Here is an 18,909-nt window from a genome sequence, read left to right as displayed (position 1 = left end):
TTTTGGTAAACTTGGCGGCCTTTCTTATGCAGAAAACAATTAGAGCTGAAGTACATCGATATCATGCAAACCGAGACAAGCCGAAATTTCAATTACCCCGAGCAACTTCCTGTTGTTATCGAGCGCGAACGCATTCAAAAAACGATTCGTGACCATCAGGTTGTGGTTCTAGCGGGTGAAACGGGTTCCGGCAAGACCACGCAGTTACCGAAAATGTTGCTAGAAATGGGCTTTGCTGAGCACGGTACAATCGGTCATACCCAGCCGCGGCGAATTGCAGCGCGTTCAGTCGCACAGCGTATTGCCGAAGAGCTTGGTGAACCAATCGGGCAAACTGTCGGTTTCAAAATTCGGTTTCAAGAAAGCTCGTCTGAGCAAACCGCGATTAAATTGATGACCGATGGCATCCTCTTGGCGGAGTTGCAGCGTGACCGACTATTAAAACGGTATTCTGCAATCATTATTGATGAAGCACACGAACGCTCACTAAACATTGATTTTCTGCTCGGTGTTTTACGTCAGTTGATCGATAAGCGTCCCGACCTTAAGGTGATCATTACTTCCGCCACCATTGAAACAGAGCGTTTTTCAAAACACTTTAACAATGCACCTGTGCTCGAAGTTTCGGGAAGAACGTTTCCGGTGGAAACGCGTTACGAGCCTTTACTCAGAGAAAGCGAAGACGGCGAATATGACCTTGATGTTATTCAAGGTATTTGTGACGCAGCGGAAGGACTCGTAGCAGAGGGACCGGGTGATATTCTGGTGTTTTTGAGTGGTGAGCGGGAAATTCGTGATAGCGCTGATGCGCTAACTGAAACCTTCCGTCAGCATCGCGAGAGCATTGAAATCCTGCCGCTATACGCACGCTTGTCGGCAGCTGAGCAAAACCGTGTATTTCAGCCCCACGGCAGGCGCCGCATCGTTCTGGCGACTAACGTTGCCGAAACCTCGCTGACAGTGCCGGGTATTCGCTATGTGATTGACCCAGGTACAGCAAGGATTTCACGATACAGTTATCGTACCAAAGTACAGCGTTTGCCGATTGAGCCGATTTCGCAGGCGAGCGCAAACCAGCGGGCAGGGCGCTGTGGCCGGGTTGGACCGGGTATATGTGTGCGTCTTTACAGTGAGGAAGATTTTTTAAACCGTCCCGAGTTCACTGACCCTGAAATTCTGCGTACCAACTTGGCGTCCGTCGTGTTGCAAATGGCAACTCTTAAACTAGGCGATATTCGTAAGTTTCCATTTCTACAACGGCCTGATGATCGCTTTATCAATGACGGTATTCGTTTATTAGAAGAGCTTGGGGCCATGGTACCGCAAAGTAAGAAGCCAGGAGGACGCCGGCGGCCGCCAAAACTGAGCGCAATTGGTCGTTCACTGGGCCGATTACCAGTGGATCCGCGTTTAGGTCGGATGCTTCTCGCTGCGACGGAACAGCATGCCTTACGGGAAACACTGATTATTACTGCAGCGCTAAGTATTCAGGACCCGCGCGAGCGTCCGCATGACAAGCAGCAAAAATCGGATGAATTGCATCGTCGCTTTCATGACGAACAATCGGACTTTATGAGCTATTTAAAGCTATGGGACTATTTGCAAACACAGCAAAAGGAGCTCAGTGGTAACCAATTTCGGAAAGCGTGTAAGCAGGAGTTTATTCATTATCTGCGGGTGCGGGAGTGGCAAGATTTATACGCCCAGTTGCGGCAGGTCGTGCGTGAACTGGGCTTAAGAATCAATAGTGAGCCGGCAACTTACCAGCAAATTCACCAGTCATTGTTAACCGGCTTGCTGTCACAAATTGGTCAGAAAGACGATAAGCATCAGTATCAAGGTGCTAGACAAAGTCGCTTCTTTATTTTCCCGGGGTCGGGTCTATTTAAACATGCACCGAAATGGCTGATGGCTGCCGAGCTGGTCGAAACAAGTCGACTGTATGCGCGGTATGCAGCGCGCATTGAACCGGAGTGGATAGAGCCGTTAGCTGGCCATTTGGTTCGGCGTAATTATCATGAACCGCGTTGGTCGAAGAAGCGCGGAGCTGTTGTTGCCACTGAACAAGTGTCCTTGTATGGCTTAGTTATTGTGCCGAAGCGAACCGTGCAATATGGTCAGATTGATCCTGTGGTTGCACGCGAGGTATTTATTCGCGAAGCCTTAGTGACCGGTGAGTTGCGCCAACCGCTGCCGTTTATTCAGGCAAATTTGGCCTTAATAGAGGACGTACGTGAGCTTGAAGAAAAGTCTCGGCGTCGTGATATCTTGATTGACGAAGACGCATTAGTGCAAGCCTACGATGCGCAATTGCCTGCCGAAATCTCGGACGAACGCAGTTTAGCCACCTGGTACCGACAAGCACGCCAAGAAAATCCAGATGTGCTTCGCTTTAGCCGTGCCCAGCTGATGCAACAAGAGGCTGAGCACGTCACGGCCCAGGCTTATCCAGACGAGTGGGTGCAAGGGCGTTTGCGTCTGCCGTTAACTTACGTGTTTGATCCGAAAGATCCTGATGACGGCGTTTCCGTTGATATTCCACTGCCCGTTTTAAATCAAGTCAGTGCCAATGGCTTTGACTGGCAAGTACCGGCACTGCGTGAAGCCTTGGTCATCGCGCTTATTAAATCATTACCGAAAGCATGGCGACGTAATTTTGTGCCCGCACCTAATTACGCACGCGCGTTTTTACAAGCTCTAGCTGGCCAAGAACAGGTTGCAGAAGAGCCGTTGTTGCCGGTTTTAACCAAACAATTAAAGCGTATGACCGGCGTTGAAGTGCCGGCCGAAGCTTGGGATTGGGATCAGGTGGATGCGCACTTACGGATGAATTTCCGTGTCCTCGATGGCGAAGGCAAGGTGCTTGCTCGTCATCGTAATTTAAAGAGCTTGCAACAACAGTTGCAACCGACCTTGCAGGAAACGTTAAAGGCGACAGCAGGCGACGATATTGAACAGACAGGTTTAACTGATTGGACGTTTGGGCCTGCACCGCAAGCGGTCGAGAAGCAACAAGGTCGATTTGCCATCAAAGCCTACCCAGCCTTAAAAGATGAAGGTAAAAGTGTTGCAATTCGGGTGTTTGACCGTGCCGATGAAGCGGAACGTCACCACCGCGCTGGCTTACGTAAATTAGTGATGCTGCAAATTCCATCGCCGGTGGCCTATTTACGCGAGAAGTTGCCCAATAAAGCCAAGCTAGCAATGTATTTTAATCCTTGGGGGAAAGTTGAAGCTCTCATTGAAGATTGTATGTTGGCAGCCATTGACCACCTTATCGGTACCCAGTTGCCACAGAACGAAACTGAGTTTCGGCAACTTACCACCATGGTTCGTGCCGAGCTGAATGATCAAACATTAGCAATTGCCGCCCATGTTGAGCGTTGTTTGCTGTTAAGTCATCAAATTCAAAAGGCAATCAAAGGAAAAGTACCCTTGACGCTTGTGCAGTCATACGGTGACGTCAAAGCGCACTTGGCACGTTTGGTGTATCCGGGTTTTGTCAGTGAATTTGGTGTTGCTCGTTTAGCAGATGCAGAACGTTACCTGAAAGCATTAGCGTTGCGCGTTGAAAAGCTGCCGGTCGACCCGAACAAAGATCGTGTGCGCCTGTTACTGTTTGAGCGTTTGGAACAACGTTGGCAGGGGTTGTATGGTTTAGTGCCGAAAGGCGATCCAACGCCTCAAGAACTAAATGATTTTCGTTGGTACTTAGAAGAGTTTCGAGTCTCCACGTTTGCTCAGCAACTAGGAACGGCGTTCCCGGTGTCGGAGCAACGCTTAAAACAGCGTCTGGATGAACTCGAAACTCTTTTAAAACAAGGGTAGAAAGCCGTGTTGTGGGTAAGAGTTGTGGTTAAGCTTTTTGGTTAAGCGTAGAGACCTAAGTTCTCTTTCGCGTAGGCTTCAAATTCAGTGCAGCCGCCGACATGGGTTTCATCGACAAAAATCTGCGGCACGGTGAGTACCGGCTTACCAATTGTTTTCTCGAGATCTGCTTTGGTGATGCCTTCTTGTTGAATATCGACATAACGATATTCGAAATCTTCCAGCTGGGTGCTGAGTTGTTTCGCGATTTGCACCGCGCGAACACAGAAAGGGCAACCAGGGCGACCAAAAATAACAGTTAACATACGTCTCTCCAGAATTTGTAAATTTGTTTTGTTTGTTTCTTGCAGCGAAAAATTGGTGGCGATTATGCCAGATGCCAGCAAAACTACAAAATGTGTTTAAGCGAATGGGGTGTTCGAAAGAATCGATTATTCGTGTTCGATCTCGATATTCGTGCTCGGGCGACAGACACAGGGAAGAATGTCACCGGTGCGCACATAAGCCAGTGGCTCGGTAGTGTAATGCACATTCCCGCTGATAAGACGGGTGCGACAAGCTCCGCAAAATCCGTTCCGACAGTGAAAGCGAGCTTCAATACCGGCAGCTTCTATGGTTTCAAGCAAAGAGGTCGGGGCATCTGCCGCGACCTCTGTGACTATCGTCTGGTTAATGGTTACCCGAAAGCTAGTCATGGGAATTAGAGATCGAAGTCTCCGAAGTCATCAACGCTGACTGCACTGTCAATTTGACCAACTAAGTAAGAACTGATCTCTGCCTCTTGCGGCGCCACTTGCACGTTGTCTGAAACTAAGTATTTGTTCATCCAAGGCAGTGGGTTACTTTTCTGAGCGTACTCAGCATCAAAGCCGATGGCTTGCATCCGCAAGTTTGCGATGTATTCAACATATTGAGAAAGAATTTGTTCGTTCAGGCCGATCATTGAACCATGCTGAAACAAGTAGCCCGCCCATTTTTTCTCTTGTTCAACCGCTGAACGGAAAATATTTAAGGCTTCTTCACGACACTCAGCAGCAATCTCTTTCATTTCAGGGTCGTCTTCACCGTGTTGCCAAAGGTTAATAATGTGCTGAGTTGAGCTTAAGTGCAGGTTCTCATCGCGCGCAATCAGGCGAATGATCTTGGCGTTACCTTCCATCAGTTCGCGCTCAGCAAACGCAAACGAGCAGGCAAAGCTGACGTAAAAACGAATCGCTTCAAGCGCATTCACTGAGTTCATGCACAGGAAGAGTTTCTTTTTCAGTCCACGAACACTGACCGAGTAGGTTTCGCCATCAATGCTGACATCACCTTCGCCATGCGTTTGCCAAAGCTGGGTATAGAAAATTAAATCGTCATAGTACTTAGAGATATCAGTCGCACGCTCTTGAATTTCGGTGTTGTTGACGATGTCATCAAACACATGACTCGGGTCAGTAAACAAGTTACGCAAAATATGCGTGTATGAACGCGAATGGATCGTTTCTGAAAATGACCAAGTTTCAATCCAGGTTTCGAGCTCTGGTAAAGAAACGATCGGCAGAAATGCGATATTTGGACTGCGGCCTTGCACCGAGTCAAGCAGTGTCTGGTACTTCAAGTTAGAAATGAAGATGTGCTTTTCGCTATCGCTTACTTTTTGAAAGTCGACGCGGTCGCGACTGACATCAACTTCTTCTGGACGCCAGAAGAAGCTGAGTTGCTTTTCAATCAACTTTTCAAAAATAGGGTGGCGCTGTTGGTCGTAGCGCGCCACGTTTACTGGATTGCCGAAAAACATCGGCTCTCCTAATGGATTCACACTTTCTTGACTAAACGTTGAATATCGCATGATGTTCCTCAGATTTTACAAGCGCCACCGGCGCAGTCGTCGTCTTCTTCGATAACCGCAGTGACCGCTTGCATAGCTTCTTTTTCTGCGAGCTTCTTGCGCAGTTCAGCGGGCATGTCGGTTTGACTATCCGAAGCACCGTCGCGGGTGTTGTGGTAATACAAGGTCTTAACGCCCAACTTGTAGGCATACAACAAGTCTTGTAACAGCTGCTTCATTGGCACTTTGCCGCTTTCAAAACGAGACGGATCGTAGTTTGTATTCGCAGAAATAGTTTGGTCAATGAACTTCTGCATGATACCAACCAGTTCCAGATAGCCTTTATTACTTGGGATTGACCACAATAGTTCATATTGGTCGCGTAAGCGCTCAAACTCTGGAACCACCTGTTTCATAACACCGTCTTTCGACGATTTCACGCTAACATGGCCACGAGGTGGCTCAATACCGTTGGTGGCGTTAGAAATCTGTGATGAGGTTTCTGACGGCATCAGTGCCGATAAGGTCGAGTTACGCAAACCGTATTGCTTGATCGAGGCACGTAAACTGTCCCAGTCGTAATGCAATGGCTCTGCACAGACGGCGTCAAGGTCTTTCTTGTAGGTGTCGATTGGCATGATGCCTTGGGCGTACGTGGTCTCATTAAACTTCGGACAAGCGCCTTTCTCTTTCGCCAGTTCGTTTGACGCTTTCATCAAGTAGTATTGCATGGCTTCAAACGTACGATGGACAAGGCCATTCGCACTGCCGTCTGAGTAACGCACACCATTCTTGGCGAGGTAGTAGGCAAAGTTAATGACACCAATACCTAGGGTACGTCTAGCTAATGAGGCATTTCGCGCGGCTGGTACGGGGTAGTCTTGATAATCGAGTAGGCTATCAAGCGCACGCACGGCTAAGTCTGCCCATTCTTCGAAATCGTCAAGCGACTCTAATGAACCGAGGTTAAAAGCAGACAATGTACACAGTGCAATCTCACCTTCTTCGTCATTGATGTGTTGTAGTGGCTTAGTCGGTAATGCAATCTCTAAGCACAAGTTACTTTGACGGATTGGTGCAACTTTCGGGTCAAACGGACTGTGCGTATTGGTATGGTCAACGTTCTGAACATAAATACGGCCAGTACTCGCGCGTTCTTGCATGAACAAACTGAACAGCTCAATCGCTTTAATGCGCTTCTTACGAATCGAATCATCCGCTTCGTACTGGTTGTACAAACGCTCGAATTCATCTTGGTCGGCAAAAAATGCGTCGTACAGACCTGGAACATCAGACGGACTGAACAGTGTAATGTGTTGGTCTTTGACCAAACGTTGGTACATGGTTCGATTAAACTGAATACCGTAGTCGAGGTGACGAACGCGGTTCTCTTCAACGCCACGGTTGTTCTTTAATACGAGCAGTGATTCAACTTCTAAATGCCAAATTGGATAGAAGAGGGTAGCAGCACCACCTCGTACACCGCCTTGTGAACAGCTTTTTACAGCGGTTTGGAAATACTTGAAAAACGGGATACAGCCGGTATGGAACGCTTCGCCATTGCGAATGGGGCTTCCAAGCGCACGAATTCGTCCAGCATTGATACCAATACCAGCGCGCTGGGAAACATACTTCACGATAGCACTTGCGGTGGCGTTAATTGAGTCGAGGCTATCACCACATTCAATCAGGACACACGAACTAAACTGGCGAGTGGGCGTTCTCACTCCAGACATAATCGGTGTTGGTAAGGAAATTTTGAATGTCGACGTGGCATCGTAAAAACGACGTACGTAATCTAAACGTGTTGCTTTCGGGTAGTTTGCAAACAAACAAGCCGCAACCAAAATGTAGAGAAACTGCGCGCTTTCATAGACGTCACCGGAAACCCGGTTTTGTACCAGATACTTACCTTCGAGCTGTTTCACGGCCGCATAGGAGAAGTTCAGATCGCGACTGTGATCGAGGTAACTGTTAAGTTCTTCGAATTCTTCTTTGCTGTAGTCGGCCAGCAAGTGTTCGTCATAGCGCTTACCTTCGACTAACTTGGTGACGTGATCGTACAAGTGCGGAGGCTCGAATTGGCCATACGCTTTCTTGCGCAGATGGAAAATAGCAAGGCGAGCTGCGAGGTACTGATAGTCAGGCGCGTCTTCGCTAATTAAATCTGCGGCAGAGCGAATCATGGTCTCATGGATATCCGCTGTTTTAATGCCGTCATAAAACTGAATTCGGGCTTTTAACTCAACTTCTGAAACAGAGACATTTGACAGACCTTCAGCCGCCCAACTAACGACACGGTGAATCTTATCTAAATCAAGCGGTTCGCGATTGCCATCGCGTTTAGTGACAAAAATTGACTGGCTCATGGGTCCCTCGCAGTAGTTGTTCTTATCACTATATATTGTGTCTGATATTCATCAGTGGGGGATTTTTACACAATATATAGTGTTGCGTTGATGACCGCTATGCTAGTCATGGAATGGCAATTGATCAAGTAGGAAATTTAATTTCTTGCCACGGAAATGACTTGATTTTTCTGTGCCTGTACGACTGGCGCGTGTTTGCGCCGAGTCAAGCACTTAAGAATTTTTTATACTTATAAAAAATGTTGTAAACGGCTTTTGGAATATATAACAAAACAGATAAACAACTCGTTGAAAATTACGCCAATATCTTCAGTAATTCTAACGGTGCGTGAATGTCATAATCAGCCTGCCAGTTTTCGGGTTGTTCTTCGCAGCGAATGTAACCATAGCGAGCAAGAACAGTTTCCATGCCAGCATTGCGCCCGGCAATAATATCGCGCTCCGCATCACCAACATAGATACACTGCGAGCTTGGCACTTGCAGTTGTTCAGCAGCTAAGTGCAGCGGCGCAGGGTCGGGCTTGTTGACCGCCAGAGTGTCACCACAGACCACGCTGCCGAGTTTGGCTAGCTCTGGAAAGCTTTGCAGCACCAAGTCGGTATAACGCGTTGGTTTGTTAGTGACGATACCAATTGCGAGATGACGCGCATGAAGATTCGCAAGGAGTTCACTGACACCGGCAAATAGTTGGGTTTGTTCACAAATGCGGGCTTCGTAGTAATCAAGAAATTGCTGACGCCATCGTTGTTGTTGCATGGGACTGGCTAGACTAAATTGCTCGCCAAAGCCAAACTTTAAAAGCCCAGTAGAGCCATGTGAAGCATACGGGCGTGTATCACTTAAGGGTAATGCTCTCAGACCATAGTCCTGTAAAACACAATTCAGCGCAGCGCCAAGGTCCGGCGCAGTGTCGAGTAGGGTTCCGTCAAGGTCAAATAATACTGCTAGTTTCGTCATCTACTGCTCCCAGACTTCGCTACCAAGGCTTAGCCTTCAGCTGGCTTCTCGCATGCAACAAGATAGTTAACGTCAAGGTTACGGTCACTTAAGAAAAATTGATTCAGCAACGGGTTAAAATGAATACCAGTGGCCGCGATGCTGGTTAAGCCAGCTTGTTCAGCCATGTTCATGAGCTCAGATGGGCGAATGAATTTATTCGCATCGTGAGTTCCTTGCGGTACCCAACGCAGCACATACTCAGCCATGTAAACACCGAGTAATTTTGCTTTTAGTGTGCGATTTAAAGTTGCAAAAACGACTCGTCCACCCGGCTTCACCAGTTCTGCACAAGCGGCAATGACAGCTGCAGGGTCAGGCACGTGCTCGAGCATTTCTAAACAAGTGACAATATCGTATTGTCCCGCATGACGACTGGCGAACTCCTCGGCAGTGACTTGTTGGTAATCGATGATTAGTTCGGATTCAAGTGCATGCAAGCGCGCGACGCTGAGGGCGTCGGGACTCATATCAATCCCTGTGACTTGCGCACCAGCACGTGCCATTGCTTCACTCAATAAGCCGCCGCCGCAACCGATATCGACAACTTTACGACCGGCAAACCCGAGCCCGTATTGGTCAATAAATTGAACACGTAGTGGGTTGATTTGGTGTAGCGGACGAAAGTCGCCTTCTGGGTCCCACCAACGCGAAGCCATGGCGTTAAACTTCTCGATTTCTGCTGGGTCGACGTTGTTGAATGCGGCGCCTTTAGCGTTGTCCTGCATATTGAATTCCTAGGCTATCTTGTCTGTATTGCCGCAGAGTTTACCGAAACCTCTGCGTACAGGCTAGTCTTTACGAAATCAGCACAAAAATCCTCTAAATTGAGCGCTGGCAGGAGTCGTCAACGGCAGAACCCTGTGGTATGCTGCTCGGTTATTAAAGTAAGACGATTGACTCGAAAATTATAACGATACTAAGAGTACTAGTTAGGGAAAAAATATGAGTGATCTTGCCAAAGAAGTCATGCCCATCAATATCGAGGATGAGCTAAAGAATTCCTACCTTGATTATGCCATGAGCGTTATCATTGGCCGGGCATTACCGGACGTGAGAGATGGTCTGAAGCCGGTTCACCGTCGTGTTTTGTTTGCGATGAATGTGCTCGGTAACGACTTTAATAAACCATACAAAAAATCAGCTCGGGTTGTTGGTGACGTCATCGGTAAATATCACCCCCATGGTGACTTAGCCGTGTACAACACAATTGTTCGGATGGCACAGCCATTTTCGCTGCGTTATATGCTTGCTGACGGCCAAGGTAACTTTGGTTCGGTCGATGGTGACTCTGCAGCAGCAATGCGTTACACCGAAGTTCGGATGGCAAAGATCTCCCATCAATTACTTGCCGATCTCGACAAGGAAACCGTTGATTTTGTACCCAACTACGACGGTACTGAACAGATTCCTGAAGTCTTACCAACGCGCATTCCGAACCTTCTTGCCAATGGTTCTTCGGGTATCGCTGTTGGTATGGCGACCAATATCCCACCGCATAACCTGACTGAAGTCATCAATGGCTGTTTAGCCATGGTCGACAACCCGGATATTCAGTTAGAAGAGCTCATGGAGCATATTCCGGGCCCTGACTTCCCAACTGCAGCGATTGTGTCTGGTCGTCAAGGTATTATTGACGCCTACCGAACAGGGCGGGGCAAAATTTATATTCGTGCACGTGCCGACGTCATTACCGATGAAAATAACGGTCGCGACACCATTATCGTGCATGAAATCCCTTACCAGGTGAACAAAGCAAAACTGATTGAAAAAATTGCGGACCTGGTAAAAGAGAAGCGAATAGAAGGTATCAGTGCATTACGCGACGAGTCGGATAAAGACGGTATGCGTATTGTTATCGAGCTGAAGCGTGGCGAATCGGGCGAAGTGATGCTGAATCACTTATACCAGAACACCCAAATGCAAGTAGCTTACGGCTTCAACATGGTTGCGCTAGATAAAGGTCAGCCGAAGTTATTTACCTTGCGGGAAATGCTCGAGTGCTTCATTACCCATCGCCGTGAAGTAGTGACGCGTCGGACGGTATACGAGTTACGCAAAGCGCGTGAGCGTGCGCATACCCTCGAAGGTTTGGCGATTGCACTGGCGAATATTGATCAAATTATTGACCTTATCAAGGCCTCTCCGTCACCAGCCGAAGCGAAAGCGCAACTAATTGCGCAAGCCTGGCAGCTTGGCGATGTTGCGGTCATGCTTGAACGGGCAGGGGTCGATGCTGCACGCCCAGATTGGGTCGAAACCGGCTTTGGTGTCGTTGGTTCAAGCTACCACTTAACTGAAGTCCAAGCACAAGCCATCCTTGACTTGCGCTTGCATAAGTTAACTGGTTTAGAACACGAAAAAATTCTCGACGAATACAAATCATTGCTCGAAGCAATTGCCGAATTACTACATATTTTGGGTAGTACGGAGCGGCTTATGGAAGTGATTCGTGAAGAGTTAGAGCAAGTCAAAGCGGAGTTCGGCGACGAGCGTCGTACTGAAATCACTGCCGCTAGCCACGATATCAACATGGAAGATCTGATCGAACAAGAAGACGTCGTCGTGACCTTGTCGCACCAAGGCTATGTGAAGTATCAGTCGTTGAAAGAATACGAAGCGCAAAAACGTGGTGGTAAAGGCAAAGCAGCAACGAAAATGAAAGACGAAGACTTCATTGAGCGTCTGCTGGTAGCCAATACCCATGACATGATTCTTTGTTTCTCAAGTCGTGGCCGTGTGTACTGGATGAAAACCTACCAGTTGCCGTATGCGAGTCGTGCAGCGCGCGGCAAACCAATCGTGAACTTATTGCCGCTGGAAGAAAATGAGCGCATTACCGCCATTCTTCCGGTCGCGAATTTTGACGAAGATCGGTTCGTTGTCATGGCAACCCGCAAAGGCACCATTAAGAAGACACCATTGGTGGAATACTCACGGCCACGTACTAGCGGGATTATTGCATTGAACCTGAATGAAGGCGACGAGCTGATCGGCGTTGACATGACGAATGGTCAAAGCGAAATTCTGTTGTTCTCTGACGCCGGTAAAGTGGTTCGATTCAGCGAAGATCAAGTTCGTTCGATGGGTCGTACAGCAACGGGTGTTCGCGGTATGAAAATTAGCGAAGGTCAAAAAATTGTATCGCTGATTGTTCCGCGCAGCCAAGAAAGTGCGATCTTAACCGTGACTGAAAATGGTTATGGTAAGCGCACGCCGTTAGCAGACTACCCAGCAAAGAGCCGGGCGACTATGGGCGTTGTGTCGATTAAAGTGTCCGAGCGCAACGGTGCCGTTGTTGGTGCAGCGGAAGTTGTGCCAGGTGAGCACTTAATGCTGATCAGCAACCGGGGAACCTTGGTAAGAACGCGTGTCGACGAAGTCTCACAAGTTGGTCGTAATACTCAAGGCGTGACTTTAATTCGCACGGGCGACCAAGAATTCGTGGTCGGTATGGCGCGAATTGCAGAAATTGAAGAAGAGCTTGAGCTCGATGATGAGTTGTTAGCAGAAGGCGGCAGTGAGGGTGAAGAGTCTCCTGCAGCTGGAGAGTCAGGTGATGAAGTTTAACTTCTCTGCGGGGCCGGCGATGTTGCCGGCCCCAGTTCTAAAGAAAGCACAAAAAGAACTCTGTGATTGGCAAGGTCTTGGTATTTCAGTGATGGAAATTAGCCACCGCGATCCCATTTACGTGCGGATGACTGAAGAAGCCGAACAAGACTTACGCGACTTAATGTCCATTCCTGATAATTACACGGTTTTATTCATGCATGGCGGTGGGCGCGGACAATTTTCTGCCGTCCCACAAAACCTCGCCAAACCCGACGCAACCGTTGATTATCTCGACTCGGGGATCTGGTCACAATTTGCCATTCGCGAAGCAGCTAAATACGTGCAGCAGGTTAATGTGGTTGCGAAAGTAACCGAAACCGCAGCGGGTAAAGCTATTCCGCAAGTGAGCGATTGGCAACTCAGTGAAAATGCCGCTTATTTGCATTATTGCCCAAACGAAACCGTTGATGGCATCGCATTACATACGGTACCCGATGTTAGCGTACCGGTGGTTGCAGATATGTCCTCGATTATTCTTGCGGAGCCCATCGACGTTAGCCAATTTGGTTTGATTTATGCGGGTGCACAGAAGAATATCGGCCCATCAGGCTTTGCTGTTGTTATCGTGCGTAACGACCTGATAGCAGAAACCTGCCAAGACAAAGTTTGCACTGTGATGAACTATAAAGTGCAAGCTGCAGATAAGTCGATGTACAACACGCCAAATACCTTTGCATGGTATCTCGCCGCTGAAGTATTCAAGTGGTTGAAGGCGGAAGGTGGTGTAGAAGCAATGGCTGATCTGAATCAGCGTAAAGCAGCGTTGTTATACGAATGTATTGATAACTCAAGCTTTTACCGAAACACCGTCGCCATTGCCAACCGTTCTCGCATGAATGTGCCATTTCAATTACGCGACGACGCGCTCGATGCAGTCTTTTTGCGCGAAGCCGAAGCGGAAGGACTCATGTCACTGAAGGGGCACCGCTTTGTTGGCGGTATGCGTGCCAGTATGTATAACGCGATGCCTTTTGCTGGCGCCCAAGCCTTAGTTGACTTCATGACTCGATTTGAGAAGCAATATTCATAATAACGATAACCACAGAATAAATAGAGGAAGTTATGCAAGATTTTGATGCGGCAAGCCTAGCATTGCCAGGAATTCGTCAGTTGCAGCCATATCAAGCAGGTAAACCGATTGAAGAAGTTGAGCGCGAACTAGGGATTCAGAATATTGTGAAGTTAGCCTCCAACGAGAACCCACTTGGTATCAGTCATTTGGTTCGTGAAGCGCTCACGCAAAAGATTTCCAGCCTTGCACGCTACCCAGATGCCAATGGCTTTTACTTGAAACAAGCGTTAGCCGATAAATTCGGTATTGCGATGAACCAAATCACCTTAGGCAATGGTTCCAACGACGTCCTTGAACTGCTTGCACGCACGTACGTCACTGCAGAGCACGAAGTCATCTTCGCTCAGCACGCTTTCGTGGTTTATCCACTCGTTACTAAAGCAATCGGCGCAAAACCAGTAGCGGTACCAGCGAAAAACTATGGTCACGATCTCGATGCCATGTTGGCCGCTATTACGCCAAAAACGCGGATGATTTTTGTTGCTAACCCGAACAACCCAACGGGTACATTCTTAACGACCGCAGAGCTACAGGACTTTATTGCCAAAGTTCCTCGTCATGTGTTGGTGGTACTGGATGAAGCGTATTACGAGTACGTTCCTGAGCGTGATCGCGCACCGTCGTTGCAGTGGATTGAAGATTACCCGAACCTAGTAGTTACGCGGACATTCTCAAAGGCCTATGGTTTGGCCGGCTTACGCGCAGGGTATGCAGTTTCGCATCCACAAGTTGCAGACCTAATGAATCGCATTCGCCAACCATTCAATATGAATGAACTCGCGCTAACTGCAGCACTTGCAGCGTTGCAAGATGACGACTTCATTCAGCGTTCTGTGCAACTGAATGCCGAAGGTATGGCTCAAATCACTACGTTTTGTGATGCGCATGGACTACCGTATATCCCTTCACACGGCAACTTCGTCACCATCGAAGTTGGCCCTAAGGCGGCTGAAATCTATCAACAGTTATTGCAGCAGGGCGTGATTGTCCGTCCAATAGCTGGCTATGAATTGCCAAATCATCTACGCGTGAGCATCGGCTTACCAGAAGAAAACGCCAAGTTCTGTGCAGCAATGGAAACCTTGCTTTGACGAAAAACGCTTTAACTTTGGATTATCGCTCTGGTTGCCAGGGCGAAGTCTTCCTCCCTGGCTCGAAAAGCATTGCTAATCGAGCTTTATTACTTTCGGCGTTAGCCGAGGGTACGACTGTACTTGAAAACATGCTCGATAGTAACGATACCCAGCACATGCGGGCAGCGCTGCGGGCTTTAGGTATCGAGGTCATCGATCGAGTTAGTACTCAAGAAGGTGGCGCGCGCACTGAAACAGTCGTGGTCGGTGGTGGTGGGCTATTTAATGCACCAACGACGTCGAATGAGCAACCATTGGCACTCTTTCTTGGTAATGCTGGAACGGCAATGCGCCCTTTAACAGCAGCGTTAGCAGCCAGCCAGGGTGAGTTTCTCTTGCATGGTGAACCACGCATGCATGAGCGCCCAATTGGACCATTAATCGACGCTCTGCGGCAGTTAGGTGCGGAAATTGACTACCCTGAGCAGGATGGCTATCCGCCATTACAGATCCACGGTCGCGCGCTAACCGGTGGGCAAGTTCGTATTGACGGCAGTTTGTCCAGCCAGTTTATTTCCGCACTATTAATGGTTTTACCCTTATTGCCGCAGCGCAGCGAAGTTGTTTTAACTGGCACAATCGTATCAGCGCCGTATATTGCTTTGACGGTTGCCATGATGCGTCACTTTGGTGCGCAGGTCGAATGGCCGGAACCGCATCGTTTTGTCATTGCTGGTGGCCAAGTCTATCGCAGTCCGCAACAGTATTGGATTGAAGGTGACGCCTCATCTGCTTCTTATTTCCTTGCTGCAGCAGCAATTGCCGGTGGTACGATTACCGTTCACGGGGTCGGCACGGAAAGCTTGCAAGGGGATAAAGAGTTCGCCAAGGTGTTAGCGCAAATGGGAGCCGAAGTTGATTATCAGCCCCGTTCCATTGCTGTGAGCCGAGGTGTCCAGCCATTGCGAGGTGGTGATTTCGACCTTAATGAAATCCCCGATGCCGCCATGACCATCGCAACAACAGCGTTGTTTGCTAAAGGGCCGACGGCAATTCGCAATATTTATAACTGGCGTTTAAAAGAAACGGACCGCTTGCATGCTATGGCAACTGAGTTGCAGAAAGTAGGCGCTGAAATTACAGAACTCGAAGATGCCATTATCATCACACCACCGTTAGAAATTCAGCACGCTGAAATCGCTACCTACGATGATCACCGCATGGCCATGTGCTTTGCTTTGCTCGCATTTACACCGGCAGGCGTGACTATTTTAGATCCAGACTGTTGCCGAAAAACATATCCGCATTTTTTCCAAGACTTTCTAGCTTTGTGTCGCTTACCGCAAAATCCATAAACTGGAGATTTTGCGTGGAAGTACGATAGAAGGTGCAATTTCGCCAAAAATCCGTATAATTTTCGCGCCTTGGATTTTATCCAGTACTTCCGCTATGGCTTACAAAAGTAGCGGTAGGTGGGGCAAAAGTCTCGGTGTATGCTGGAACTGAATCCGAGATTGGTTTTCAAACATGGGGTTTAAAGCTCGATGTTGCAGTTAAAGAGGTCGACATGTCCGATATTGAACCAACCAACACAGTGACAAAGCCTGTCATCGCGCCAGTCATTACCATTGATGGTCCGAGTGGGTCAGGCAAAGGAACCGTCAGCCGTTTGCTGTCGGAAAAACTTGGTTGGCATTTACTCGACAGTGGCGCAATTTATCGTGTGCTTGCAATTGCGGCAGCTCACCACGATTTTGGGCCAGAAGACGAAGAAAGTTTAATTGCATTAGCAACTGATCTCGATGTCGAATTTGTTGCAAACGAAGAGACTGACTTAACACACGTCATTCTTGAAGGTGAAGATATTACACTGACCATTCGCACTGAAGAAGTGGGTATGCAAGCGTCGAAAATTGCTGCGCTTCCGCGCGTTCGTGAAGCCTTGTTACGCCGTCAGCGGGCATTTCGAGAGCTCCCTGGCTTAGTTGCTGACGGGCGCGATATGGGAACGGTTGTTTTTCCTGACGCCGAAGCAAAAATATTTTTAACCGCGAGCCCTGAAGAACGTGCCCAGCGCCGCTTTCTGCAATTGCAGGAAAAGGGCTTTGATGCTAATATGAACAGCTTGATCGACGAAATTAAAGCTCGCGACGATCAAGATACCAACCGCTCTGTAGCGCCATTGAAGCCTGCGGAGGGTTCGCTCATTCTAGATTCAACAGACATGAGCATCGATGAGGTTCTGCAAGAAATCCTGCAGTTCGCTCATAGCAAGCTGTCTAACCCAGCTTAGCAGCAGACATTGCGACGCATGTCTCAGCAGAAAAAATAGCGTTAGAAAATTTTGAAGTGGCGTGCAAAGCACGTATTTCAAGGGTCGGCGCACTGGAATGTACCGATAAAGTTAAACAACCCCGCCGAGAAGGAATTCTGGTGGATGTCCATTAAGCGAAGTTAATTAAACTTATGACTGAAAATTTTGCCCAGCTGTTTGAGGAAAGCCTCAAAGAAATCGAAACCCGTCCTGGTTCTATCGTTAAAGGCACCGTTGTTGCTATCGAGAAAGACCTTGTTCTGGTTGACGCCGGCCTGAAATCTGAAAGCGCCATCCCTGCAGAGCAGTTCTTTAACTCTGAAGGTAAGTTGGAAATCGCTATCGGTGACACTGTTGAAGTAGCACTTGATGCGGTAGAAGACGGCTTCGGTGAAACCATCCTGTCTCGTGAAAAAGCGAAGCGCTTTGAAGCGTGGTTGCAGCTTGAAGCTGCACACGAAAACGAAGAAACAGTGATCGGTGTGATCAGCGGTAAAGTCAAAGGCGGCTTCACAGTCGACCTGAACGGTGTTCGTGCTTTCTTACCAGGTTCATTGGTAGACGTGCGTCCAATCCGTGATACTGCCCACCTTGAAAACCGTGACCTTGAGTTCAAAGTTATCAAGCTTGACCAGAAACGTAATAACGTTGTTGTTTCTCGTCGTGCAGTTATCGAGAAAGAGAACAGTGCAGAGCGTGATGAGCTGCTTGAGAACCTACAAGAAGGCCAAGAAGTTAAAGGTATCGTTAAGAACCTGACTGACTACGGTGCATTCGTAGACTTAGGCGGTGTAGACGGTCTGTTACACATTACCGACATGGCTTGGAAGCGCGTTAAGCACCCAAGTGAAATCGTGAATGTTGGCGACGAAATCAACTGTAAAGTGTTGAAGTTCGATCGTGATCGCACTCGTGTATCTTTAGGCCTGAAGCAGTTAGGCGAAGATCCATGGAGCGACATTGCTAACCGTTACCCAGAAAGCTCAACTTTGACTGGCCGTGTAACCAACTTAACTGACTACGGTTGTTTCGTTGAGTTAGAAGAAGGCGTTGAAGGTCTGGTTCACGTTTCTGAAATGGATTGGACGAACAAAAACGTTCACCCATCTAAGATCGTTAACTTAGACGACGTTGTTGAAGTTATGGTTCTTGAAATCGACGAAGAACGTCGTCGTATTTCTTTGGGTATCAAGCAGTGTAAGCCTAACCCATGGGAAGAGTTCGCGAAGAGCCACCAGAAAGGTGACAAAGTTAGCGGTAAGATCAAGTCAATCACTGACTTCGGTATCTTTATCGGTCTTGATGGCAACATCGATGGTCTTGTTCACTTGTCTGATATTTCTTGGAACGCTGCTGGCGAAGAAGCCGTACGTGACTTCAAGAAAGGCGAAGAAGTTGAAGCTGTTGTTCTGCAAGTTGACGCAGAGCGTGAGCGTATCTCACTGGGTATCAAGCAAATTTCTGAAGATCCAGTAAACAACTTCCTTGCAGCTCACAAGAAGGGTGCTATTGTTAAAGGTAGTATCACTGAAGTTGACGCGAAAGGCGCAACTGTGAGCTTAGGTGAAGGTGTAGAAGGCTACGTCCGTGCATCAGACATTTCTCGTGAGCGCATCGAAGACGCTTCGACTGTGTTGAAAGCAGGTGATGACATTGAAGCTCGTTATATGGGCATCGATCGTAAGAACCGTGTAATCAGCCTGTCAATCAAAGCGAAAGACGAAGCTGAAGAGAAAGCTGCACTGGAAAGCGTAAACAATGCTGACGACAACGCGTTCAACAACGCAATGGCAGAAGCATTTAAAGCAGCAAAGACTGACGATTAAGATTGTCA

At 48.2% G+C, this 18,909-nt stretch carries 13 protein-coding genes; 7 read left to right on the top strand and 6 right to left on the bottom strand.

What is annotated here, in order from left to right; translation table 11 throughout:
• Positions 1-63 precede the first annotated feature (63 nt).
• Positions 64-3,828, top strand: a complete 3,765-nt coding sequence (hrpA, locus tag CWE06_RS02490; protein ID WP_126790839.1) for an ATP-dependent RNA helicase HrpA — start codon at positions 64-66, stop codon at positions 3,826-3,828.
• 41 nt (positions 3,829-3,869) lie between these two features.
• On the opposite strand, the gene CWE06_RS02485 is transcribed toward hrpA, so the two are convergent.
• The 6 genes from CWE06_RS02485 to ubiG all read right to left on the bottom strand — a co-directional run bounded on the left by CWE06_RS02485 (position 3,870) and on the right by ubiG (position 9,732).
• Positions 3,870-4,133, bottom strand: a complete 264-nt coding sequence (locus CWE06_RS02485) for a GrxA family glutaredoxin (protein ID WP_126790837.1) — start codon at positions 4,131-4,133, stop codon at positions 3,870-3,872.
• Between the two features lie 126 nt (positions 4,134-4,259).
• Entirely contained in the window at positions 4,260-4,523 is a 264-nt protein-coding gene (gene yfaE, locus CWE06_RS02480) for a class I ribonucleotide reductase maintenance protein YfaE (protein WP_126790835.1), read from the bottom strand.
• Between the two features lie 5 nt (positions 4,524-4,528).
• Positions 4,529-5,659 (bottom strand): class Ia ribonucleoside-diphosphate reductase subunit beta, encoded by a 1,131-nt coding sequence (gene nrdB / locus CWE06_RS02475; RefSeq protein WP_126790833.1) that lies wholly within the window; start codon positions 5,657-5,659, stop codon positions 4,529-4,531.
• A gap of 8 nt (positions 5,660-5,667) precedes the next feature.
• A complete protein-coding gene (gene nrdA / locus CWE06_RS02470) occupies positions 5,668-8,007 on the bottom strand; it encodes a class 1a ribonucleoside-diphosphate reductase subunit alpha (protein WP_126790831.1) in 2,340 nt (779 codons plus the stop codon).
• A 295-nt stretch (positions 8,008-8,302) separates the two neighbouring features.
• Entirely contained in the window at positions 8,303-8,965 is a 663-nt protein-coding gene (locus tag CWE06_RS02465; RefSeq protein WP_126790829.1) for an HAD family hydrolase, read from the bottom strand.
• A gap of 29 nt (positions 8,966-8,994) precedes the next feature.
• On the bottom strand, positions 8,995-9,732 hold the full coding sequence (ubiG, locus tag CWE06_RS02460; RefSeq protein WP_126790828.1) for a bifunctional 2-polyprenyl-6-hydroxyphenol methylase/3-demethylubiquinol 3-O-methyltransferase UbiG: 738 nt from the start codon (positions 9,730-9,732) through the stop codon (positions 8,995-8,997).
• 217 nt (positions 9,733-9,949) lie between these two features.
• Here ubiG and gyrA point away from each other — a divergent pair, with 217 nt between their 5' ends.
• The 6 genes from gyrA to rpsA all read left to right on the top strand — a co-directional run bounded on the left by gyrA (position 9,950) and on the right by rpsA (position 18,901).
• Positions 9,950-12,574: a DNA topoisomerase (ATP-hydrolyzing) subunit A gene (gyrA, locus tag CWE06_RS02455; protein ID WP_126790826.1), complete on the top strand. Its 2,625-nt coding sequence runs from the start codon at positions 9,950-9,952 to the stop codon at positions 12,572-12,574.
• Positions 12,564-13,646, top strand: a complete 1,083-nt coding sequence (gene serC, locus CWE06_RS02450; protein WP_126791513.1) for a 3-phosphoserine/phosphohydroxythreonine transaminase — start codon at positions 12,564-12,566, stop codon at positions 13,644-13,646. Before gyrA ends, serC begins: the two co-directional genes overlap by 11 nt.
• A gap of 32 nt (positions 13,647-13,678) precedes the next feature.
• Positions 13,679-14,779: a histidinol-phosphate transaminase gene (hisC, locus tag CWE06_RS02445; protein WP_126790824.1), complete on the top strand. Its 1,101-nt coding sequence runs from the start codon at positions 13,679-13,681 to the stop codon at positions 14,777-14,779.
• Entirely contained in the window at positions 14,776-16,116 is a 1,341-nt protein-coding gene (aroA, locus tag CWE06_RS02440) for a 3-phosphoshikimate 1-carboxyvinyltransferase (RefSeq protein ID WP_420808510.1), read from the top strand. Before hisC ends, aroA begins: the two co-directional genes overlap by 4 nt.
• Before the next feature lie 212 nt (positions 16,117-16,328).
• Entirely contained in the window at positions 16,329-17,054 is a 726-nt protein-coding gene (gene cmk, locus CWE06_RS02435; RefSeq protein WP_126790822.1) for a (d)CMP kinase, read from the top strand.
• Between the two features lie 173 nt (positions 17,055-17,227).
• Positions 17,228-18,901, top strand: a complete 1,674-nt coding sequence (gene rpsA, locus CWE06_RS02430) for a 30S ribosomal protein S1 (protein WP_126790820.1) — start codon at positions 17,228-17,230, stop codon at positions 18,899-18,901.
• Positions 18,902-18,909 lie beyond the last annotated feature (8 nt).

It is taken from the genome of Aliidiomarina haloalkalitolerans, assembly GCF_003987315.1.
Taxonomy (GTDB): domain Bacteria; phylum Pseudomonadota; class Gammaproteobacteria; order Enterobacterales; family Alteromonadaceae; genus Aliidiomarina; species Aliidiomarina haloalkalitolerans.
This window is presented reverse-complemented; position numbering and strand designations above follow the sequence as displayed.